Source organism: Geopseudomonas aromaticivorans, assembly GCF_019097855.1.
In the GTDB taxonomy this organism is placed as follows: Bacteria; Pseudomonadota; Gammaproteobacteria; order Pseudomonadales; family Pseudomonadaceae; genus Geopseudomonas; species Geopseudomonas aromaticivorans.
The window spans coordinates 1-21,217 of sequence record NZ_JAHRGL010000030.1 but is presented as its reverse complement, the minus strand read 5'-3'; the positions used below and the strand labels follow the sequence as shown (position 1 = coordinate 21,217).

Below are 21,217 nucleotides of genomic sequence, written 5' to 3'. Positions count from 1 at the left end.
CTACCTCAGCTCGCGGAAGCTGGCTGCGCTCTTCTGCAGCTCTTCGAGCCAGGTGTCGGCGCCGATCACCTGCGGGCGCAGCAGAATCACCAGTTCGCTGCGCACCAGATCCTTGCGCTGCTGCTGGAACAGCCAGCCGAGGATCGGCAGCTTCGACAGCCAGGGCACGTTGGCGTCGGTGTTGTCGTTGACATCCTCGAGCAGGCCGCCGATCACCACCACCTGGCCGCTGCGCGCCCGCACGATGGAGTCGGACTGGCGGGTGGTGGACAGTGCCAGCGGCAGGTTGAGCACGCGGTCCTCGCCGAAGCTGATTTCCTTGTTCTGGTCCTGCACGCGGCTGACGGTCGGCCGCACGTGCAGGGTGACCTCCTCGCGCTGGTTGATCTGCGGGGTCACGTCCAGGGAGATGCCGGAGAAGAACGGCGTCAGGGTGACATCCTGGGTCGGCTCGGCGATCCCGGTGGTGGTGGTGGTGTTGGTCGACGACACGTCGGTGACGAAGAACTCGTCGGTGCCGACCTTGATCACCGCCTTCTGGTTGTTCAGCGTGGAGATGCGCGGGCTGGACAGCACGCGCACCTGGCCCTGGGTTTCCAGCAACTGCAGCAGGGCGCTGAAGTCGCCGCTGCTGTACAGCGCGCTGAACACTCCGTCGATGCCCGAGGCGCCGCTCAGCGGGGCGCCAGCCAGGTCGAGGCTGAGCTTGCTGCCCAGCTGGGTCCAGTTGATCCCCGCCTGGAAGCTGTCGCTCAGGCGCACCTCGAGGATCTTCGCCTCGAGGATCACCTGGCGCTGCAGGTTGCGCTCGGCCTGCTCGAGGAAGGCCTCGACGTTCTGCTGGTCGCTGCTGGAGGCGCGCACCACCAGCAGGCTGGCCTGCGGGTTGACCACCACCGTGTTGCCTTCCTCGTCGCCGATCAGCGCGCCGACCACCTCGCCCACCTCTTTCCAGAAATCGACCTTGCTGGTGGTCAGCACCTGGCTGGCGTTGAGGGTGCTGGCCCCATTGCTGCCGCCGCTGCTGTCGTTGCCGTTGTTGCTGGCGGAACTGTTGGAGCTGTCGGAGTTGCTGTCGTCGCTGCCGGTGACCTGGCCGGAGCTGACCCGGGTATCGCTGGAGCCCTCGCGCTGCACGTTGAGGTAGTTGAGGTTGTAGGTGCGCGTCTGCAGCTGGTTGGGCAGGATGCGGTAGCCGTAGCTGGTGCGCTTGAAGTCGTAGCCGTAGGTGTCGCGTACCGCCCGCAGCACTTCATCGAGGGTGACGTTGCGCAGGCTGAAGGTGATCAGCCCGCTGACCTCGGGATGCACCACCAGGTTCTGCCCGGCGCTGTCCATCAGGCTGAGGAAGAACTCGCGGGCCTCCATGTCGCGCACCGCGACGTCGAAACGCGGGCCGCTGGAGAAACCGGCGCCGTCCGGCAGCAGCGGCGGCAGCAGCGCCGCCTGCACGGCCGGCGGCGGCACGTTGCTGCGCCGGCTCTGCGCCAGGCTGTCCTCGAGCAGGCGGTCGGTCTGCTCGCGCAGCCGGCGGTCGCCATCGGTGAAGGTCTGGCAGGCGGCCAGCAGGCAGCAGGCGGCGAGCAGGCCAAGGTGCGACAGGCGAAAAGGCATCATGGGCATCAGCGGCTCAGGCTCCGGGTGGCGGGAGTCAGAATGGGTTGAGTCAGGTGCAGCTCGCTGCGCTGCCCCTGGCGTTCGATCAGTACGCTGCGCGCGCGGATGGCCAGCACGCGCAGGTCGCCATGGCGCTCGCCGACCCGCAGGCTGCGCCCGCCGAGCACCGCACGCGCGCCGGCGGGGCCGCGCAGGATGGCCTGCAGCGGCGGCGCCGGGGCCGCCGCCTCGGCGGCCTCCGCGGCAGGGTTGGCCAGCGCCGGCGGCGGCAGGGTCGGGTCGACGGCGGCAGCAGCCAGCAACGGCAGTGCGCAGCCCAGGGTCAGCAGCCATCTAGACACCGATCCACCCCGCTTCTCGGCTCAGGGTGTACAGCTCGAGGGTGATCCGTGCCTTGCCCGGCCCGGCCTCGTCGACCTGGTAGTCGAGGCGCTCCCAGAACAGGCGGCGGCCGTCCTGGCCCAAGCTCTGCCGCTCGATGTCCTGCAGGTAGTCGCGCAGCTCGAAGTAGCTGCCCTCCAGGGTCAGGCGCATGCCGTGGCGGTAGAGGATCGGCGCGGGCGCCGGCGCTGCAGGGTTGGCGGTATTTGCCGTGGCGACGGCCGCCGGCTGGCCGCTGGCCGGCCGTTGCGGGTCGGCGGCGGGCGCGGCCGGCAGGACAAGCGGCGCGGAGAAGCTTTCCAGGCCCAGCAGGCGCAGGCCCGGGCGGGTCTGCAGCAGATCCTGCAGCACCCGCTGCATGCGCTGCGGATCGATCAGCGCGGCGGTTTCGCGCTGCAGGGCATCCAGCTGGCCGTCGCGCACGGCCTGTGCGGCCAGCAGCGCCTGGCGCAGCGCCAGGTCGGGATCGACAGCGGCGCGTGCCTGCAGCTCGGCCAGCGCGCTGCGCGCGTCCAGACGGCGGGTTTCGGCGCCCTGCTGTTCGCCCTGCAGCTGCTTGAGGCGCTGCGCCAGCGGGTCGTGGCCGAGCATCAGCCAGGCCATCGCCGGCAGCAGCAGGGCGACCGCGAAGGCCATCCACTGTTCGCGCGGGGCCAGGGCGTGCCAGCGTTGCAGTAACGGATTCATCGCGTGCCCTCCTCGCTGCCCGCCTGGGAGGCCAGGCGGAAGTGCAATACGCCGCGCTCGTCGCGGTCCAGGTCGAAGCGGGCGAACTGCCGCCCGGCGAAGGCCGAACTGCGGCCGAGGCTGTTCAGGTAATCGGGCAGCAGTTCGGGGCTCTGGCTGGCGCCCTCCAGCAGCAACTGGCTGCCGCCTTGCTCGAGACGGATGGCGCTCAGCCAAAGCCCAGCCACATGCCGTTCGGCGAGGGCGTCCAGCGGCGCGCGGAAACCGGCGCTGCGCTCGCGCAGCAGGGCCTGCAGGTGCTCGGCCAGCTGCTGCAGCTGGCGGTTGGCCGCCTCCAGCTCGGCCAGCTGGCCCGGCAGCCGCGGGTCGGGCTGCGGCTCGCGGAAGTTCTGCCGCCCCTGCGCCAGTTCGCCCTCGGCCTGGGCCGCGGCCTGTTGCGCCTGCCCGGCGGCAGCCTGCAGCTGTCCCATACGCCAGTAGCTCCAGCCACCGTCGAAGAGGATCAGGGCGAGCAGCAGCAGCGCGCCGAGGAGCATCAGGCTGGCCGATGGCCGTCCGGCGTCCGCGGCGGTTTCGCTCTGGTAGAGGTTGAGGTTCTGCATCGGCGTGCGCGCGGACATCAGCGTTGCTCCTGGCGCAGGGCCGCGCCCACGGCCGGCAGGCACAGGCCCTGCTGCGCGAGAGGCAGGGCCTGCAGCGGCGAGCCGGGCAGCAGCTCGTCAAGGAGCAGCGGCTGGACGCGCATCGACAGACGCGCCGCCAGTTCGGCCTGCACCGGCTCAGGCAGCGCCAGCAGCAGCAGACGGCTGACATAACCCTTACCCAGCTGGCTCTCGAAGTAGTCCAGCGAGCGCTGGATTTCCAGCGCCAGCTGCCCGCTTTCTTCGCCGCGGTTGTCCACCCCGCGCTCGATGCGCCGGGTCATGTACAGGTCGCCACCGTGCTGCACGCAGACCAGCCCCTCGCGGGCCCCCAGCTGCAGCACGGCGAGGTTCTGCCCCTCGGCGCCGGCCAGCAGGCCGAGGTTGCGCAGGGCCATTTCCGGGATGTCGATGCTGGCCAGGCGCAGACCGGCGCCCTGCACCAGTTCGGCCAGTGCCTGCATGCGCGCGCGCGCCAGCGTCGCGCAATAGGCCATGGGAGTACGCCCCCGGTAGGCATCGTCAGGCAGGGCGAAGGCATCCACCACCAGGCTGTCCAGCGGCTCGCTGACCAGTTCGCGGATGCGCCAGCGCGCGGCCGCGCGCAGCTCGCTGGCCGGCACGGCGGGACGCTCGATCAGCAGCAGTTGATAGTCGCTGGCCGCCAGCAACAGGTTGACCGGCAGCTTGACCAGGCCCAGCGCGCTGACGCGCTCGCGCAGCGCGCTGGCGAGTTCCGTCGGTGCTGCCGCGATGAACTCGCAGACCGCCAGCACAGGCACCCCGGCACGCCGCTGCACGCGGGTCAGCGCCAGCCCTCCGGGCACCGACGCCAGACCCAGCAGATCGTCGGCTAGTGCTTTCCTTCGCTTGAACCAGACCAACAGTGGGTACTCCTGGACTTCAGCCGAGGCACTCAGGCAGCCAAACCGCAAGCCGGGCACAAAGCGCTAGAATGCGTGCTCTCTCGCTTTGCGCAGGCATTGATTCGATGTTTCATGTTGTTCTTTTTCAGCCGGAAATTCCGCCCAACACCGGCAATATCATTCGACTGTGCGCCAACACCGGCTGCCAGCTGCACCTGATCGAACCGTTGGGTTTCGAGCTGGATGACAAGCGCCTGCGCCGGGCGGGGCTGGACTACCACGAATACGCGACAGTACACCGGCACAAAAATCTTGACGCATGTCTCAAAAAAATCGGCAGTGCCAGAATAATGGCTTTCACAACCAAAGCCAATAAGTCTTACGTCGAAACGAAATATCAGAAGGGCGACGTCTTCATCTTCGGCCCCGAGAGCCGCGGCCTGCCGCCCGAGATACTCGACCGCCTGCCGGCCGAAAACCTGCTGCGCCTGCCGATGCGTCCTGGCTGCCGCAGCCTGAACCTGTCCAACACCGTGGCGGTGGCGGTCTACGAGGCCTGGCGCCAGCTCGACTTCGCCCTCGAATGAGGGCCACCATGATGCCGGCGTAGTGTGACAGCCGCATCACAATGTGTGTTGATGCACATCAACAGCGCCAACGGCATCACATCCAGCCGACACCCGGCATAAAAAAACCCCGCATGGCCTGCGGGGTCTTTCATCTCTGGCGGGCGGTGCCGGACGACGATCAGGCCTGCGCCTCGGCCGCCTGCATGCGCGCCAGCTCCTGGGCATAGAGCGCATCGAAGTTCACCGGAGCCAGCATCAGCGCCGGGAAGGAGCCGCGCACGACCAGGCTGTCCAGGGTCTCGCGGGCATAGGGGAACAGCAGGTTCGGGCAGAACGCGCCGAGGGTGTGGCTCATCGCGGCGTTGTCCAGGCCCTTGACCAGGAAGATGCCGGCCTGCTGCACTTCGGCGATGTAGGCGACTTCCTCGCCGACCTTGACGGTGACCGACACGGTCAGCACCACCTCGTGGAAATCGCCGCCGAGATCCTTCTGCCGGGTATTGAGGTCGATGCTGATGCTCGGCTGCCAGTCCTGGCGGAAGATTTCCGGGGTCTTCGGCGCCTCGAAGGACAGGTCGCGCACGTAGATGCGCTGCAGGGAAAACTGCGGCTGGTCGTTCTGCGCAGCGGCGCCGTTGGCTTGTTCGGTCATGCTTGCTTCCTTGTTATCTAGGGATTGTTCAACCGCGCAGCAGGGCGTCCAGCTTGCCGGCACGCTCCAGGGCGTACAGGTCGTCGCAGCCGCCGACATGGGTGGCGCCGATCCAGATCTGCGGCACCGAGGTCCGACCCGCCTTGCGTGCCATCTCGGCACGCGCTTCGCGCTGGCCGTCGACGTTGATCTCGGTGAAGTCGACGCCCTTGTTGCTCAGCAGCTGCTTGGCGCGCATGCAGTAGGGGCAGTAGTCGCTGGAATAGATGACGACCGGCTGCATGTCACTTCACCACCGGCAGGTTGTCGCTGCGCCAGCTGGCGATGCCGCCGCCCAGACGGGTGACTGCGTAGCCGGCCTGCTTCAGCTTGCTGCACACGCTGCCGGCATGCTGGCCCATCGCGTCGACCACGATCAGGGTCTTGGCCTTGTGCTTCTCCAGTTCGCCGATGCGACTGTCGAGCTTGTCGTGGGGGATGTTCAGCGCATCGACGATGTGGCCGGTGGCGAATTCCTTGTGCGGACGCACGTCCAGCACCAGCGCCTCGCCGGCGTTGAGCTTGGCGGTCAGCTCGCGGCAGTTCAGGCTGCGCCCGCCGCGGCGCGCCTCGTTGGCCAGCAGCAGGGCCAGCAGCACCACGAACAGGGTGCTGAGGACATAGTGGTTAGAGGCAAACTCAATCAGGTGGGCGAGCATCGCAAGCATCCGGCACGGTAAAATGGCCAGCAGTATACACAGCCAGTCGGAACCGCTGAACCCGCGCAGCGCCACCTTCAGCGGGCAACGGTCCGCGCGCCGTGACGCCTGTGCGGCCAGCCAGTAAACTGCTGCTTTTCTGCCCATCCCCTGCACGAGTCGGACGCATGCCTGCCACGCCCAAACCCCTGGTTCTGATCATCCTGGACGGCTTCGGTCACAGCGACAGCCCGGATTACAACGCCATCTTCCACGCCAACACCCCGGTGTGGGATCGCCTGTGCGCCACCCGCCCGCACGGCCTGATCTCCGGCAGCGGCATGGACGTCGGCCTGCCCGACGGACAGATGGGCAACTCCGAGGTCGGCCACATGAACCTCGGCGCCGGCCGCGTGGTGTACCAGGACTTCACCCGGGTGACCAAGTCGATCCGCGACGGCGAATTCTTCGCCAACCCGGTGATCGGCGCGGCGGTGGACCAGGCGGTGGCGGCCGGCAAGGCGGTGCACATCCTCGGCCTGCTCTCCGAAGGCGGCGTGCACAGCCACCAGGAACACATCGCCGCGATGGCCGAACTGGCCGCTCGCCGCGGTGCCGAGAAGATCTACCTGCACGCCTTCCTCGACGGCCGCGACACCCCGCCGAAGAGCGCGCAGCCGTCCATCGAGCTGCTCGACGCCACCTTCGCCAAGCTGGGCAAGGGCCGCATCGCCAGCCTCACCGGCCGCTACTTCGCCATGGACCGCGACAACCGCTGGGACCGCGTCGAGCAGGCCTACAACCTGATCGTCGACGGCCAGGGCGAGTTCACCGCCGCCAGCGCCGTGGAAGGCCTGGAGGCCGCCTACGCCCGCGGCGAGAGCGACGAGTTCGTCAAGGCCACCACCATCGGCACGCCGGTGCGCGTCGAGGATGGCGACGCCGTGGTGTTCATGAACTTCCGCGCCGACCGCGCCCGCGAGCTGAGCCGCGCCTTCGTCGAGGCCGACTTCCAGGGCTTCGCCCGCCAGCGCGTGCCGCAGCTGGCCGGCTTCGTGATGCTCACCCAGTATGCGGCGAGCATCCCGGCGCCCTGCGCCTTCCCGCCGGCCTCGCTGGACAACGTGCTCGGCGAGTACCTGGCCAACAACGGCAAGACCCAGCTGCGCATCGCCGAGACCGAGAAGTACGCCCACGTCACCTTCTTCTTCTCCGGTGGCCGCGAGGAACCGTTCGCCGGCGAGGAACGCATCCTCATCCCGTCGCCGAACGTCGCCACCTACGACCTCAAACCGGAGATGAGCGCGCCGGAAGTCACCGACAAGATCGTCGAGGCCATCGAGAACCAGCGTTTTGATGTGATCGTGGTCAACTACGCCAACGGCGACATGGTCGGCCACACCGGCGTGTTCGCCGCCGCAGTCAAGGCCGTGGAATGCCTGGACGGCTGTATCGGTCGCATCGCCGCCGCGCTGGACCAGGTCGGCGGCGAGGCGCTGATCACCGCCGACCACGGCAACGTCGAGCAGATGGAAGACGAGTGCACCGGCCAAGCGCACACCGCACACACCTGCGAGCCGGTGCCCTTCCTCTATTACGGCCCGCGTCAGCTGCGCATCCGCGACGGCGGCGTGCTGGCCGACGTGGCGCCGACCATGCTCAAGCTGCTGGGCATGCCGATCCCCGCCGAGATGACCGGCACGCCGCTGGTCGAACGGCTGTAAGGATCACGCCCCGGCCCCGTCCGGGGCGTTTCTTTTGTCGCCCGCCGCGGCATACTAGAGCGCCTTGTCACTCGGAAGCCCGTCCATGCTGCGTGCCGCCCTGTTCGCCCTGCTCGCCTGCTGCCTCGCGCCGGCCATCGCCGACGAGCGCGCCGATGCCCAGCGCCAGCTGGAAGCCGCGCGCAAGGACATCGACGAGCTGCAGAAGCTGCTCGGCAGCCTGCAGCAGGAGAAGTCCGGCGTGCAGAAGCAGCTGCAGGGCACCGAGCGCGAGATGGGCGATCTGCAGAAGCAGATCGACGCCCTCGAGCAGCAGCTCAAGGACGGCGAGAGCGAAATCCAGCGCCTCGACGAGGAGAAAAAAAAACTCCAGAGCCAGCGCGCTGAACAGCAACAGCTGATCGCCATCCAGGTCCGCGCCGCCTACCAGAGCGGCCAGCAGGAATACCTCAAGCTGCTGCTCAACCAGCAGCAGCCCGAGCAGTTCTCGCGCAACCTGACCTACCACGACTACCTCAGCCGCGCGCGCAGCGAGCAGCTGGCCGCCTTCAACGACACCCTCGACCAGCTGCACGCCGTCGAGGCCGACCTGGCCACCCAGCACAGCCTGCTCGCCGGCCAGCGGGTCGAGCTGCAGGACCGCCGCGAAGCGCTGGAGCAGGTGCGCGGCGCGCACCGCGAGGCGCTGGCTAAACTCAACAGCGAACTCGGCGACGGCGACCGCAAGCTCAAGGCACGCCAGCAGGAGCAGGCCGAGCTGGCCGGCGTACTCAAGACCATCGAGGAAACCCTGGCCCGCCAGGCGCGCGAAGCCGAGGAGGCGCGCAGGCTGGCCGAAGCCCGCGCCAAGGCGGCCGCCGAAGCCGAGGCGCAACGCCGCCTGGCCGCCAGCGGCGCCAGCGAGAAGAAACCCGACAGCCTGCTGCGCGACGGCCCGCAGGTTTCCAGCAATGCACCGGCCTTCGGCGGCCCGTTCGCCCAGGCCCGCGGCCAGCTGCCCTGGCCGGTGGACGGCCGCCTGCTGGCGCGCTTCGGCACCCCGCGCGACGACGGCCGGCTGAAATGGGACGGCGTGCTGATCGGCGCCAGCGCCGGCACCCGGGTGCGCGCCATCCACGGCGGCCGCGTGGTGTTCGCCGACTGGCTGCGCGGTGCCGGCCTGCTGCTGATCGTCGATCACGGCAACGGCTATCTCAGCCTGTACGGCCATAATCAGAGTTTGTTGAAGGAAGCCGGCGATATGGTCAAGGCCGGCGAAGCCATCTCCACCGTTGGCAGCAGCGGTGGTCAGGATACCCCGGCGCTGTACTTCGCCATCCGCCAGCAGGGCCAGCCCAGCGATCCGCTGCGCTGGTGCCGCGCCCAAGGCTGACCGCACGCCCACTCAGGAGTTACCCCATGTCGTCGCGTTTTCGTCTCTCCGCCCTGGCCCTGTCTCTTGCGCTGCTCGGCGCCGCGCCGCTGGTGCAGGCTGTGGAGTCGGCCGATGGAACCAGCCCCGCGCCGCTCGCGGGCAAGGCCACCCTGCCGCTGGACGAACTGCGCACCTTCGCCGAAGTGTTCGAGCGCATCAAGACCGCCTACGTCGAGCCGATCGACGACAAGACCCTGCTGGAAAACGCCATCAAGGGCATGCTCAGCAACCTCGATCCGCATTCGGCCTACCTCGAGCCGGAGGACTTCAAGGAGCTGCAGGAAAGCACCAGCGGCGAGTTCGGCGGCCTCGGCATCGAAGTCGGCCAGGAGGATGGCCTGCTCAAGGTGATCTCGCCGATCGACGACACCCCGGCGGCGCGTGCCGGCATCGAGGCGGGCGACCTGATCGTCAAGATCGACGGCCAGCCGACCAAGGGCTGGACCCTGGTGCAGGCGGTGGACAAGCTGCGCGGCAAGGCCGGCAGCAAGATCGTGCTGACTCTGGTCCGCGAGGGCGGCAAGCCCTTCGACGTCAAGCTCGAGCGCGCGGTGATCAAGGTGCGCAGCGTGAAGAGCGAGCTGCTGGAAAAGAACTACGGCTACCTGCGCATCACCCAGTTCCAGGTCAACAGCGGCGAGGAAGTCGCCAAGGCGCTGGCCACGCTGAAGAAGGACAACGGCGGCAAGCTCGGCGGCCTGGTCCTCGACCTGCGCAACAACCCCGGCGGCGTGCTGCAGGCGGCGGTGGAGGTCTCCGACCACTTCCTGACCAAGGGCCTGATCGTCTACACCAAGGGGCGCATCCCCAACTCCGAGCTGCGCTTCTCCGCCGACAGCGCCGACGCCAGCGAAGGCGTGCCACTGGTGGTGCTGGTCAACGGCGGCAGCGCCTCGGCGGCCGAGATCGTCGCCGGCGCCCTGCAGGACCACAAGCGCGGCGTGCTGATGGGCACCGACAGCTTCGGCAAGGGTTCGGTGCAGACCGTGCTGCCGCTGAGCAACGAGCGCGCGCTGAAGCTGACCACGGCATTGTACTTCACCCCCAACGGCCGCTCGATCCAGGCCCAGGGCATCGTCCCCGACATCGTCGTCGAGCGCGGCAAGGTGACCCACGACGACGGCTCGAGCCAGGGGCTCAAGGAGGCCGACCTGTCCGGCCACCTGGGCAACGGCAACGGCGGCGCGGACAAGCCGAGCAACGGCAAGGCCGCGCCGGACACCAGCAAGCCGCAGGACGAGGACTACCAGCTGAGCCAGGCGCTCAACCTGCTCAAGGGCCTGAACATCACCCGCAAGCCGTGAGCCGGCGGGGGCGGCACTGGGTAGGGTAGCTAACTCGCGTAGCGATTACCTACCATCAAGGCCACGCCTGGGGACGGTAGAAGATCGCTGCGCGAGTCTTCTACCCTACCGCTACCTGCAGTCCTCCTGCCGATAGCTTGGGCACACAAAAACGGGAGCCACTGGCTCCCGTTTTCATTACCGCCGCAGCGCGCCTTCAGCGCACCACGATGCCGCGACTGGCCAGGTAGGCCTTGGCCTCCGGCACGGTGTACTCGCCGAAGTGGAAGATGCTCGCCGCCAGCACCGCGTCGGCCTTGCCTTCGAGGATGCCGGCCGCCAGGTGTTCGAGGTTGCCGACGCCGCCGGAGGCGATCACCGGCACGCCCACCGCCTCGCTGATCGCGCGGGTCACGCCGAGGTCGTAGCCGCTCTTCACGCCGTCCTGGTCCATGCTGGTCAGCAGGATCTCGCCGGCGCCGAGTTCTTCCATCTTCTTCGCCCAGAGCACCGCATCCAGCCCGGTGGGCTTGCGGCCGCCGTGGGTGAAGATTTCCCAGCGCGGGGTTTCGCCAGGCGCGGAGACCTTCTTGGCGTCGATGGCCACCACGATGCACTGCGAACCGAAACGCTGCGCCGCTTCGCCGACGAACTCCGGGTTGAACACCGCGGCGGTATTGATCGACACCTTGTCCGCGCCGGCATTCAGCAGGTTGCGGATGTCCTGCACGGTGCGCACGCCGCCGCCGACGGTCAGCGGGATGAACACCTGGCTGGCCATACGCTCGACGGTGTGCAGGGTGGTGTCGCGGCCGTCGACGCTGGCGGTGATGTCGAGGAAGGTGATCTCGTCGGCGCCCTGCTCGTCGTAGCGGCGGGCGATCTCCACCGGATCGCCGGCGTCGCGGATATTCTCGAACTTGACGCCCTTGACCACGCGGCCGTTGTCCACGTCGAGGCAGGGGATGATGCGTTTGGCGAGGGCCATGGCAATGTCTCTCGTAGGGTGGGTTAGGCCGCAGGCCGTAACCCACCGAAGCGGGTTGGAAATCGACACCAATCGGTGGGTTACGCCGCTGCGCGGCTAACCCACCCTACGGTCTACCTCAGGGTCAGCCCTTGAAGCCGTCGCACAGCGCCTGGGCTTCGGCCACGTCCAGCGTGCCTTCGTAGATGGCGCGGCCGGTGATGGCGCCGACGATGCCCGGGTTGCGGGTGTCGAGCAGCTTCTGGATGTCGCCGAGGTTGTGGATGCCGCCGGAGGCGATCACCGGGATACGGCTGGCATTGGCCAGGGCCACGGTGGCCTCGACGTTGCAGCCCTGCATCATGCCGTCCTTGCTGATGTCGGTGTAGACGATGGCGGCTACGCCGTCGGCCTCGAAGCGCTTGGCCAGATCGGTGGCCTGCACGCTGGAGACTTCCGCCCAGCCGTCGGTGGCGACGAAGCCGTCCTTGGCGTCCAGACCGACGATCACCTTGCCCGGGAAGGCGCGGCAGGCCTCGGCGACGAATTCCGGCTGCTTGACCGCCTTGGTGCCGATGATCACGTAGCTGACCCCGGCGCGCACGTAGTGCTCGATGGTTTCCAGCGAGCGGATGCCGCCGCCGATCTGGATCGGCAGCTGCGGGTAGCGCTTGGCGATGGCGGTGACCACCTCGCCGTTGACCGGCTGGCCCTCGAAGGCGCCGTTGAGGTCGACCAGGTGCAGGCGGCGGCAGCCGCCCTCGACCCACTTGGCGGCCATCGCCACCGGGTCGTCGGAGAATACGGTGGCGTCGTCCATCAGGCCCTGGCGCAGACGCACGCAGGCGCCGTCTTTGAGGTCGATCGCGGGGATAATCAGCATCGGTTGAACCTGCTCAAGTCTTGAATTCGGTAAGGGTCAGCTCTTCTCGAGCGCCCACAAGTCGCTTTCGATGCTCTCGAACCTGTCCTTCAGGTGCGCCTGCACATCGAGGATCGCCTTGTTGTAGAAGTACGGGGCAATGTCGCGGGCGAACAGATCCAGCAGCTCCTGGGCCTCGAAGGAGCCCAGCTGCAGCTCGAAGCGCTCGGCGAGGAAGCGCTTGAGGATCTGCTGCGCGGCCTGCTCCTGCGCGCTGTCCAGCGCGAGGAGCGGCGCCTTGCCCTTGGCCCGGCTCATCAGCGGCGGCCGTCCCAACTCACGAAGTTCTGCAGCAGCTGCAGGCCGTGGGTATGGCTCTTTTCCGGGTGGAACTGCACGGCGAAGCGCGAGCCCTCGGCCAGCGCTGCGGCGAAGTCCTTGCCGTAGTGGCCGCGGCCGGCGACCTGCGCCGGATTGCCGGCCTCGACGTAGTAGCTGTGCACGAAGTAGAAGCGCCCGCCGTCGGGGATCTCGTGCCACAACGGGTGATCGATGCTCTGCTGCACCTCGTTCCAGCCCATGTGCGGCACCTTGAGCGGCGCGCCGTCCTCGACCATGTCCTTGCCGAAGAAGCGCACCTGGCCGGGGAACAGGCCGATGCAGTCGACGCCATCGTTCTCCTCGCTGTGCTCCATCAGCGCCTGCATGCCGACGCAGATGCCGAGGAACGGGCGGTCCTGGCTGACCTCGCGCACCAGGCTGTCGAAGCCCAGGCGACGGATCTCGGCCATGCAGTCGCGGATCGCGCCGACGCCGGGGAACACCACGCGGTCGGCTTCACGGATGGCCTGCGCATCGCTGGTCACCAGCACCCGGCCAGCGCCGACGTGTTCCAGCGCCTTGGCCACCGAGTGCAGGTTGCCCATGCCGTAGTCGATGACGGCGACGGTCTGCATTACAGGCACCCCTTGGTCGACGGCATCTGCCCGGCCATGCGCGGGTCCTGCTCGACGGCCATGCGCAGGGCGCGACCGAAGGCCTTGAACACCGTCTCGATCTGGTGGTGGGTGTTGCTGCCACGCAGGTTGTCGATGTGCAGGGTCACCAGGGCGTGGTTGACGAAGCCCTGGAAGAATTCCTGGAACAGGTCGACGTCGAAGCCGCCGACGGTGGCGCGGGTGTAGGGCACGTTCATGGTCAGGCCGGGGCGGCCGGAGAAGTCGATCACCACGCGCGACAGCGCCTCGTCCAGCGGCACGTAGGAGTGGCCGTAGCGGACGATGCCCTTCTTGTCGCCGATGGCCTGGGCGAAGGCCTGGCCGACGGTGATGCCGACGTCCTCGACGGTATGGTGGTCGTCGATGTGCAGGTCGCCCTTGCACTCGATGTCCAGGTCGATCAGCCCGTGGCGGGCGATCTGGTCGAGCATGTGCTCGAGGAAGGGTACACCGATGTCGAATCGGGCCTTGCCGGTGCCATCCAGGTTGATGGAAACCTTGACCTGGGTTTCCAGGGTGTTGCGCTCGACGGACGCCTTGCGTTCGGCCATTGCCAGCTCCACAGAATCACGGGCAGATTTGAATGCGCCATTATAGGCCGGGGCCGGGGCCACGGGCTACCAACGCGGCCGGCGCATGCCGCGCGCCAAAAGACATACAATCCACGCAAGCCTACCGAAGGAGCACGCCATGCCCGTCATCGCCGAAGCCGTTACCCAGCCCAGCGCACAGGACCGTACCGACCTGGAAAAGATCTACGCCGACGCCCCCGCCTGGCTGCTGGCGCCCTACCCCGATGCCGCGAGCCTGATCGACGCCGGCCTGGCCGCCGGCAGCCTGATCGCCGGACGCTTCAATGACCGCCTGCTCGGCGCCGCCTGGCTGGCGCAGGACGCCGACGGCTGGCAGCTGTCGCACCTGTGCGTGCGCAAGCTCACCCGCGGCCGCGGCGTGGCCGCCCGCCTGGTCGCCGAGGCCCGCCGCCGCGCCGCCGAGACCAACCAGCCGCTGCGCCTGCTGGCACCGCCACGCCATCTGGAAGTCCAGGCCTGGGCCCACCGTCTGGAGCTGCCGCTGCAGGAACAGGAGGTCTGAAGCCACGCGGCGGGAACCCACCGCCGCCCCGGCACTCCAATCCTGTCGAACCGCCCGGCGCCCCACGGCGCCGGGCGCGTCTCTATACTTCGCCTGCTTCCGCCCCGCACAAGGACTCGTTCGCCATGAAAGCCTTCGGCAAGTTTCTCGGCCTGTTGCTGCTCGGCCTGCTGCTGATCCTGGTCGCCCTGGGCTTCGCCCTGACCCAGTTGCTCGACCCCAACGACTACAAGGACGAGATCCGCCAGCTCGCCCGCGACAAGGCCAACCTCGAGCTGAACCTCGCCGGCGAGATCGGCTGGAGCCTGTTCCCCTGGCTGGGCCTGGAAATCCACGACGCCACCCTGGCCAGCGCCAGCACCCCGCAGCAGCCGTTCGCCGACCTGAAGATGCTCGGCTTTTCCGTGCGCGTGCTGCCGCTGCTGAGCCGCGAAGTGCAGATGAGCGACATCCGCATCGACGGCCTGGACCTCAAGTTGCAGCGCGACGCCCAGGGCCATGGCAACTGGCAGGACATCGGCCGCCTGGCCGGCCAGCCGCAGCAGGCTACACCGCCCGCCGCCGGCAGCGCGCCCTCCGCCGGCACGCCGACGCCTGCGCCGAGCGTGGCGGCGCTCAAGCTGGACATCGACAGTCTGGCGGTGAGCAACACGCGCATCGTCTACCACGACGCCGGCAGCGGCCGGCAATACAGCATCGAAGGCCTCGACCTGCGTAGCGGCCCGATCCGCGAAGGCGCCAGCATCCCGCTGATCCTCAAGGGCCTGGCCAGCAGCAACCAGCCGCAGCTGCAGGCCACCAGCGAGCTCGTCGGCAACCTGCGCTTCGATACCGCGCTCCAGCGCTACCTGCTGGAGGACGTGGTGCTCAAGGGCGAGGCCTCCGGCGCGCCGCTCGGCAGCAAGACCCTGGCCTTCAGTGCCCAGGGCCAGTTGCTGGTCGACCTCGTCGCGCAGGTCGCCGAATGGAACAGCCTCAAGCTCAGCGCCAACCAGCTCCACGTCCTTGGCGAGCTGAAGGTGCGCGAACTGGACAAGCAGCCGCAGCTCGAAGGCGGCCTGTCGATTGCCGAATTCGACCTGCGCGCCTTCCTCGAGAGCATCGACCAGAGCCTGCCGCCGATGGCCGATGCCAACACGCTCAGGCGCGCCACCCTGGTCGCCGGCCTGAGCGCCAGCCCCACCAGCCTGACCCTGCAGGACCTCAAGCTGACGCTGGACGACAGCAGTTTCAGCGGCCAGCTCGCCGTCGCCGATTTCAGCCGGCAGAGCCTGCGCGCCCAGCTCAAGGGCGACCGCCTCGACCTCGACCGCTACCTGCCGCCACCCAGCGAGGCCGCCGAGGCCGCCAGCGCCAGCCGCAAGGCCGAAGTGCAGAAGAGCGCCCAGGGCAGCGGCGTAGGCAACACGCCACTGCCGGACAAGCCGACCACCCACGCCTGGAGCGAGGCGCCGCTGCTGCCGCTGCCGGCCCTGCGCCGGCTGGATGCCGAACTGACCGTCAACCTCGGCCAGCTGACCCTGCGCAAGCTGCCGATCGACAACGCCCGACTCAAGGTCAAGGCGCAGAACGGCCAGCTCGACCTCGGCGAGCTGCGTGGCGACCTGTTCGACGGCAACTTCGCCGTCAGCGGCAGCCTCGACGCGCGCAGCGACACCCCGCAGCTGCAATTCGCACCGAAGCTCGACAACATCCCGCTGGAACGCCTGCTGCACACCCTCAAGCCGGCGGAGAAGCCCCCGCTGCGCGGCAACCTGCAGCTGGACGCCAGCCTCAACGCCCGCGGCAACAGCGAGAAGGCGCTGATCGACAGCCTGGCCGGCAAGGCCAGCTTCGTCCTCGACGACGGCGCCCTGGCCGACGCCAACCTCGAGCAGCAACTGTGCCGCGGCATCGCCACCCTCAACCGCAAGACGCTGAGCAGCGAGTTCGCCGACAAGGACACCCCTCTGCAGGAACTGCGCGGCAGCCTGCAGGTGAAAAACGGCGTGGCCAGCAACCAGGACCTGCGCGCGCGCATCCCCGGCCTGACAGTGAACGGCAAGGGCGACATCGACCTGCGCGTGCTCGGCCTCGACTACCGCCTCGGCCTGACCATCGGCGGCGACCAGCGCGCGACGCCCGACCCGGCCTGTCAGGTCAACGAGCGCTACGCCGGTCTCGAATGGCCGCTGCGCTGCCGCGGCCCGCTGGAGCTGGGCGCCAAGGCCTGCCGCCTCGACCAGGACGGCCTCGGCAAGATCGCCGCCAAGATGGCCGGCGAGAAGCTGAGCGAAAAGCTCAATGAAAAGCTCGACGAAAAACTCGGCGACAAGGTCGACCCGGAACTCAAAGATGCCCTCAAGAACCTGTTCAAACGATGAGTGAACGCTACTTCGCCACCCGGGTACTGACCTGGTACGACCGCCACGGCCGCCACGACCTGCCCTGGCAGCAGGCCATCAGCCCCTACCGGGTGTGGGTCTCGGAAATCATGCTGCAGCAGACCCAGGTCGCCACCGTGCTCGGCTACTACGAGCGCTTCATGGCCGTCCTGCCCACGGTGCAGGCGCTGGCCGCCGCCAGCGAGGACGAGGTGCTGCACCTGTGGACCGGCCTCGGCTACTACAGCCGCGCCCGCAACCTGCACAAGACCGCACGGATCGTGGTCGAGCAGCACGGCGGCGAGTTCCCCCGCTCGGTGGCGGCCCTGAGCGAGCTGCCCGGCATCGGCCGCTCCACCGCCGGCGCCATCGCCAGCATCAGCATGAGCCTGCGCGCGCCGATCCTCGACGGCAACGTCAAGCGCGTGCTGGCGCGCTTCCTCGCCCAGGACGGCTATCCCGGCGAGACGCGGGTGGCCGCGCAGCTGTGGGACGCCGCCGAGCGCCTGACCCCGCCGACGCGGGTCAACCACTACACCCAGGCGATGATGGACCTGGGCGCCACCCTGTGCACCCGCAGCAAGCCGAGCTGCCTGCTCTGCCCGCTGCAGGACGACTGCCAAGCGCATCGCCTCGGCCGCGAGAAGGACTATCCGCAGCCCAAGCCGCGCAAGGTGCTGCCGCAGAAGCACACGCTGATGCCGCTGCTGCACGACGGCAGCGGTGCCATCCTGCTCTATCGGCGGCCGTCCAGCGGCCTGTGGGGCGGCCTGTGGAGCCTGCCGGAGCTGGCCGTGCGCGACGAACTGGCCGCACTGGCCGAGCGCCACGGCCTGCGTCTGGGCGCCGAGCAGCCACTGGCGGCGCTGAGCCACACCTTCAGCCACTTTCAGCTGCACATCGAGCCGCTGCTGATCGCCGTCGAGCCGCACGGCCACGCCGTGGCCGAAGGCGACTGGCTCTGGTATAACCTCGCCAGCCCGCCGCGCCTGGGGCTTGCCGCTCCAGTGAAGAAGCTGCTCAAGCGCGCGGCCGAAACCATCGACCCGCCGGCCAGCCGCTGAGGCAGCCCGCCGCCAACCCCCGCCAGGAGAGCGCAATGACCCGCATGGTGATGTGCCGCAAGTACAACCAGGAACTTCCCGCCCTCGACCGGCAGCCCTTCCCGGGCGCCAAGGGCGAGGACATCTTCAACCACATCTCGCAGCAGGCCTGGGACGAGTGGCAGAAGCACCAGACCATGCTGATCAACGAGCGCCGGCTGAACATGATGGATGCCGCCGACCGCAAGTTCCTGCAGGGCGAGATGGACAAGTTCTTCGCCGGCGAGGAGTACGCCCAGGCGGAAGGCTACGTGCCGCCCAGCGAATGACCCCCGGCCAGCGCCAGCTTTCTCGCTAAGCGCTTAAAAAAACTGATTTTTTTGCCGCCGACAGTTGACTCTGCGGCGGCAAAGGCGGTTTAATGCCGGCCGTTGTTGCCCAGGTAGCTCAGTCGGTAGAGCAGGGGATTGAAAATCCCCGTGTCGGCGGTTCGATTCCGTCCCTGGGCACCACTTATTTCAGGTGTCCAAACCCTGATATGCCCAGGTAGCTCAGTCGGTAGAGCAGGGGATTGAAAATCCCCGTGTCGGCGGTTCGATTCCGTCCCTGGGCACCACTGATTCACTACAGAAAGCCCTGGCCATGTGCCGGGGCTTTCTGCTTTCTGCCCCTGCGATTATCCCCTCCCTCTGCATTGGCGATGTCGCCGATCCGCTGCTAGCGTTTCTCCTGATAAAGCCGACCCCGTAGCGATGCGGGCACGGAAAGCCGCGGATCTCTCCGAGATGGCCGGGCCGCCGATTCTTGGTTTTTTCCAACATGGAAAGCCTTGGCTCGCGCATTGGCAAGAGCGCCGCTTATTCGACGGGCCAGGCTTGGGGGAGAGGGAAAATGGCAGCAATCAACGGCAGCGAGCTCGACGACACGCTCGAAGGCACCGACAGCAAGGACACGCTCAACGGCTTGGCAGGCGATGACACCCTGTCCGGCGCAGCGGGCAACGACAACCTCAACGGCCAGACCGGCGACGATACCCTGTATGGCGGCGATGGCAGTGACGTGCTCAACGGCCAGCAGGGCGATGACAGCCTGTACGGCGAAGCCGGCGAGGACACCCTGCACGGCCAGGAAGGCGACGACACGCTCGATGGCGGCGACGGCGACGACCGCCTCACCGGCCACGAGGGCGACGACACCCTCACCGGCGGCGACGGTGCCGACAGCTTCCACTACAGCTTCGCCGTCAGCGAGGGCGAAAGCGTCAGCGAACGCTTCACCGACTGGCTGAGCAGCCAGGGGCTGGCAGCCAAGGTCGATGCGAATGGACAGCTGATCGACGGCACCGGCCAGGGTGAATTCAACCAGCTGTACGGCGGCTGGCTGGAATACCTGATTGGCAAGTACGAGCTGAATCCCGACGGCAAGGTGATCGAGTTCAATCTCGACTTCACCGATGCTACCGGCGCTCCGGAAGCCTGGATCGATGGCGTGGACGTGCTGGCCGGCCTGATGGGCGAGCGCGAGGACTTCACCTACATCACCGGTGGCGCACGCAACCAAGTCACGCATACCCGCTACTACTCCGACCAGTTCAGCTTCGGCAGCGCCCTGAGCGCCAGCAGCAGCGACGGCCACGATACCATCACCGACTTCGAGCAGGGCGTCGACACCCTCGACTTCTCCGGCATTAGCGAGGAGCAGTTCAACGAGCTGTTCAACATCGCGCAAACCGATGTCGATGGCAGCGGCCCCCTGGACACGGTACTGACCCTCAACGGCGACGACAGCTGGTCGCTGACCCTGATCGGTATCGCTGACTTCGCCACCAGCGACATCCAGTTCGGCTGAGCCCGGCCATCCGGCGTGTCCACGTGGGCACGCCGGATGGCCGCCGCTATAATCCGCGCGCCTCCACCACCGGCCCGCCTCCCCGTGTCCAGCCCCGAACCTCTCCATGGCGCCCCGCTGCGCCAGCGCTTTGCCGAGCTGGATGCCTTCCTCGTCGCCCATCAGCCTCTGTGGCGCGAGGCCCCCTTCACCCGCCTCGCCCTCGACTGGGAGCGCGACCACGCCGAGCTGGCGCGCTGGCTGCGCGGGCGCAGCCTGGAGCAGGCCGAGGCCGCGCACAACCAGCCGGCACGGCTGGGGGCGCCGGCGCCCTTCCCCGCCCTGGCGGCGCAAGCAGCCGCCCTGTCCACCGTCGGCGTCCTGCCCGCCAAGCTCACCGCGCGCTTGCCGGCGCAGTTCAGCGTCGACGTTCCGGGGCGCAAGTGGCAGCAGATCGAGGCCTTCGCCGCCAGCCTGAGCTTTCACCAGCCGGTGCAGCACTGGCTCGACTGGTGCTCGGGCAAGGGCCATCTGGGCCGCCACCTGGCCCACGCCGGCACGCCGCTGACCTGCCTGGAATACGATGCCGCCCTGGTCGTCGACGGCCAGCGCCTGAGCCAGCGCCTGGCGCTGGATGCGCAGCACCTCGAGCAGGACGTGCTGGCCGCCAGTGCCGCCGCGCGATTGCACGCTACCCACACCCCGGTGGCCCTGCACGCCTGCGGCGAGTTGCACCTGCGCCTGCTGCGCCTGGCCAGCCACGCCGGCTGCCGCCAACTGGCCGTGGCGCCGTGCTGCTACAACCGCATCGCGGGAGATCGCTATGTGTCGCTGTCGCAGCCAGCCCAGGCCTCCTCACTGCGCCTCGACCGCGACGATCTGGGCCTGCCGCTGCTGGAAACCGTGACCGCCGGCGCGCGGGTACGGCGCCTGCGCGACCACTCGATGGCCCGCCGCCTGGCCTTCGACCTGCTGCAACGGCAGCTGCGCGGCGTCGACGACTACCTGCCGACGCCCTCGCTGCCGACGGCCTGGCTGCACAAGCCGTTCGCCGACTGGTGCCGCGACCTCGCCGCGCTCAAGCAGTTGCCGGCGCCGGGCGAGCGCGACTGGGCCGCCCTGGAAGCCGCCGGCTGGCAGCGCCTGGCCGAGGTGCGCAACCTGGAGCTGGTGCGCGGCCTGTTCCGCCGGCCGCTGGAAGTGTGGCTGCTGCTGGATCGCGCGCTGTACCTGGAAGAGCAGGGCTACCGGGTGCAGCTTGGCCAGTTCTGCGACTACCAGCTGACTCCGCGCAACCTGCTGCTGCTGGCGGAGCGCGACTGAACCCGGCGTAGGGTAGGTAACTCGCGCAGCGATTACCTACCGGGATGCGCGCACCGGGACAAGGGTAGAAGATCGCTGCGCGAGTCTTCTTATATGGACTCCCCCCGGTTTGCCAGCGAAATGCTGTTTCGACAAGCGTGGTACGACTGCTTCCGTATATCCGGCTTCTGATGGGGCCATCGGATGCCCCGAGCCATGATGAATATCCGCTCATGTGCGCCTGACTGC

At 68.2% G+C, this 21,217-nt stretch carries 23 protein-coding genes, 2 tRNA genes and 1 riboswitch; of the genes, 12 read left to right on the top strand and 13 right to left on the bottom strand.

Features of this window, described 5'->3' with window-relative positions:
- From KRX52_RS11565 to KRX52_RS11545, 5 genes are read right to left on the bottom strand one after another with little or no spacing between them, the layout of a single operon-like run.
- Entirely contained in the window at positions 1 to 1,623 is a 1,623-nt protein-coding gene (locus tag KRX52_RS11565; RefSeq protein ID WP_254797543.1) for a pilus (MSHA type) biogenesis protein MshL, read from the bottom strand.
- The gene (locus KRX52_RS11560; protein WP_367890538.1) at positions 1,623 to 1,958 is read right to left on the bottom strand and encodes a Type II secretory pathway component; all 336 of its coding nucleotides are present in this window, start codon (positions 1,956 to 1,958) and stop codon (positions 1,623 to 1,625) included. Before KRX52_RS11560 ends, KRX52_RS11565 begins: the two co-directional genes overlap by 1 nt.
- Positions 1,951 to 2,685, bottom strand: a complete 735-nt coding sequence (locus KRX52_RS11555; RefSeq protein WP_217681877.1) for a type II secretion system protein M — start codon at positions 2,683 to 2,685, stop codon at positions 1,951 to 1,953. Before KRX52_RS11555 ends, KRX52_RS11560 begins: the two co-directional genes overlap by 8 nt.
- A complete protein-coding gene (locus KRX52_RS11550; RefSeq protein ID WP_254797542.1) occupies positions 2,682 to 3,305 on the bottom strand; it encodes a PilN domain-containing protein in 624 nt (207 codons plus the stop codon). Before KRX52_RS11550 ends, KRX52_RS11555 begins: the two co-directional genes overlap by 4 nt.
- Positions 3,305 to 4,210: an MSHA biogenesis protein MshI gene (locus KRX52_RS11545; protein ID WP_254797541.1), complete on the bottom strand. Its 906-nt coding sequence runs from the start codon at positions 4,208 to 4,210 to the stop codon at positions 3,305 to 3,307. Before KRX52_RS11545 ends, KRX52_RS11550 begins: the two co-directional genes overlap by 1 nt.
- 107 nt (positions 4,211 to 4,317) lie before the next feature.
- Here KRX52_RS11545 and trmL point away from each other — a divergent pair, with 107 nt between their 5' ends.
- Positions 4,318 to 4,779 carry a tRNA (uridine(34)/cytosine(34)/5-carboxymethylaminomethyluridine(34)-2'-O)-methyltransferase TrmL gene (gene trmL / locus KRX52_RS11540; protein WP_217682133.1) on the top strand — a complete coding sequence of 154 codons (462 nt, stop codon included), beginning with the start codon at positions 4,318 to 4,320 and terminating at the stop codon, positions 4,777 to 4,779.
- Positions 4,780 to 4,939: 160 nt separating this feature from the next.
- Here the strand turns inward: trmL and secB are convergent, their stop codons facing one another.
- Genes secB through KRX52_RS11525 form a run of 3 tightly spaced genes read right to left on the bottom strand, consistent with a single transcriptional unit; the run spans position 4,940 to position 6,111 of the window.
- Positions 4,940 to 5,413, bottom strand: a complete 474-nt coding sequence (gene secB, locus KRX52_RS11535; protein WP_217681876.1) for a protein-export chaperone SecB — start codon at positions 5,411 to 5,413, stop codon at positions 4,940 to 4,942.
- A gap of 28 nt (positions 5,414 to 5,441) precedes the next feature.
- Complete coding sequence (gene grxC, locus KRX52_RS11530; protein WP_217681875.1) at positions 5,442 to 5,696, bottom strand: glutaredoxin 3; 255 nt, start codon at positions 5,694 to 5,696, stop codon at positions 5,442 to 5,444.
- A 1-nt stretch (position 5,697) separates the two neighbouring features.
- A complete protein-coding gene (locus KRX52_RS11525) occupies positions 5,698 to 6,111 on the bottom strand; it encodes a rhodanese-like domain-containing protein (RefSeq protein WP_217681874.1) in 414 nt (137 codons plus the stop codon).
- Positions 6,112 to 6,278: 167 nt separating this feature from the next.
- Here KRX52_RS11525 and gpmI point away from each other — a divergent pair, with 167 nt between their 5' ends.
- The 3 genes from gpmI to KRX52_RS11510 all read left to right on the top strand — a co-directional run bounded on the left by gpmI (position 6,279) and on the right by KRX52_RS11510 (position 10,532).
- The gene (gpmI, locus tag KRX52_RS11520; RefSeq protein WP_217681873.1) at positions 6,279 to 7,814 is read left to right on the top strand and encodes a 2,3-bisphosphoglycerate-independent phosphoglycerate mutase; all 1,536 of its coding nucleotides are present in this window, start codon (positions 6,279 to 6,281) and stop codon (positions 7,812 to 7,814) included.
- 85 nt (positions 7,815 to 7,899) lie between these two features.
- Positions 7,900 to 9,186 (top strand): murein hydrolase activator EnvC family protein, encoded by a 1,287-nt coding sequence (locus KRX52_RS11515; protein WP_217681872.1) that lies wholly within the window; start codon positions 7,900 to 7,902, stop codon positions 9,184 to 9,186.
- Positions 9,187 to 9,212: 26 nt separating this feature from the next.
- Complete coding sequence (locus KRX52_RS11510) at positions 9,213 to 10,532, top strand: S41 family peptidase (protein WP_217681871.1); 1,320 nt, start codon at positions 9,213 to 9,215, stop codon at positions 10,530 to 10,532.
- 196 nt (positions 10,533 to 10,728) lie between these two features.
- On the opposite strand, the gene hisF is transcribed toward KRX52_RS11510, so the two are convergent.
- The 5 genes from hisF to hisB form a co-directional block, all read right to left on the bottom strand.
- A complete protein-coding gene (gene hisF, locus KRX52_RS11505; RefSeq protein ID WP_217681870.1) occupies positions 10,729 to 11,499 on the bottom strand; it encodes an imidazole glycerol phosphate synthase subunit HisF in 771 nt (256 codons plus the stop codon).
- A 124-nt stretch (positions 11,500 to 11,623) separates the two neighbouring features.
- On the bottom strand, positions 11,624 to 12,361 hold the full coding sequence (gene hisA / locus KRX52_RS11500; protein WP_217681869.1) for a 1-(5-phosphoribosyl)-5-[(5-phosphoribosylamino)methylideneamino]imidazole-4-carboxamide isomerase: 738 nt from the start codon (positions 12,359 to 12,361) through the stop codon (positions 11,624 to 11,626).
- 36 nt (positions 12,362 to 12,397) lie between these two features.
- Positions 12,398 to 12,658, bottom strand: coding sequence for a DUF2164 domain-containing protein (locus KRX52_RS11495; RefSeq protein WP_217681868.1), 261 nt, complete (start codon positions 12,656 to 12,658; stop codon positions 12,398 to 12,400).
- A complete protein-coding gene (gene hisH, locus KRX52_RS11490; RefSeq protein WP_217681867.1) occupies positions 12,658 to 13,296 on the bottom strand; it encodes an imidazole glycerol phosphate synthase subunit HisH in 639 nt (212 codons plus the stop codon). The genes KRX52_RS11495 and hisH overlap by 1 nt, the downstream gene beginning before the upstream one ends.
- Positions 13,296 to 13,889: an imidazoleglycerol-phosphate dehydratase HisB gene (gene hisB, locus KRX52_RS11485; RefSeq protein WP_217681866.1), complete on the bottom strand. Its 594-nt coding sequence runs from the start codon at positions 13,887 to 13,889 to the stop codon at positions 13,296 to 13,298. The genes hisH and hisB overlap by 1 nt, the downstream gene beginning before the upstream one ends.
- Before the next feature lie 139 nt (positions 13,890 to 14,028).
- Between hisB and KRX52_RS11480 the strand changes: the two genes are divergently transcribed.
- The 8 genes from KRX52_RS11480 (at position 14,029) to KRX52_RS11445 (ending at position 20,989) form a co-directional block, all read left to right on the top strand.
- Positions 14,029 to 14,433: an acetyl-CoA sensor PanZ family protein gene (locus KRX52_RS11480; protein ID WP_217681865.1), complete on the top strand. Its 405-nt coding sequence runs from the start codon at positions 14,029 to 14,031 to the stop codon at positions 14,431 to 14,433.
- A gap of 125 nt (positions 14,434 to 14,558) precedes the next feature.
- Positions 14,559 to 16,796: an AsmA family protein gene (locus tag KRX52_RS11475; protein ID WP_217681864.1), complete on the top strand. Its 2,238-nt coding sequence runs from the start codon at positions 14,559 to 14,561 to the stop codon at positions 16,794 to 16,796.
- Entirely contained in the window at positions 16,793 to 17,860 is a 1,068-nt protein-coding gene (mutY, locus tag KRX52_RS11470) for an A/G-specific adenine glycosylase (protein WP_217681863.1), read from the top strand. Before KRX52_RS11475 ends, mutY begins: the two co-directional genes overlap by 4 nt.
- A 35-nt stretch (positions 17,861 to 17,895) precedes the next feature.
- Positions 17,896 to 18,168 carry an oxidative damage protection protein gene (locus KRX52_RS11465; RefSeq protein ID WP_217681862.1) on the top strand — a complete coding sequence of 91 codons (273 nt, stop codon included), beginning with the start codon at positions 17,896 to 17,898 and terminating at the stop codon, positions 18,166 to 18,168.
- A gap of 107 nt (positions 18,169 to 18,275) precedes the next feature.
- Positions 18,276 to 18,351: transfer RNA gene (locus tag KRX52_RS11460), tRNA-Phe, on the top strand.
- 28 nt (positions 18,352 to 18,379) lie between these two features.
- A tRNA-Phe gene (locus tag KRX52_RS11455) sits at positions 18,380 to 18,455 on the top strand.
- 111 nt (positions 18,456 to 18,566) lie between these two features.
- A riboswitch (cyclic di-GMP riboswitch) is annotated at positions 18,567 to 18,641 on the top strand.
- Between the two features lie 89 nt (positions 18,642 to 18,730).
- A complete protein-coding gene (locus KRX52_RS11450) occupies positions 18,731 to 19,687 on the top strand; it encodes a calcium-binding protein (protein WP_217681861.1) in 957 nt (318 codons plus the stop codon).
- Between the two features lie 84 nt (positions 19,688 to 19,771).
- A complete protein-coding gene (locus tag KRX52_RS11445) occupies positions 19,772 to 20,989 on the top strand; it encodes a methyltransferase (protein WP_367890537.1) in 1,218 nt (405 codons plus the stop codon).
- The last annotated feature ends 228 nt before the right edge of the window (positions 20,990 to 21,217 follow it).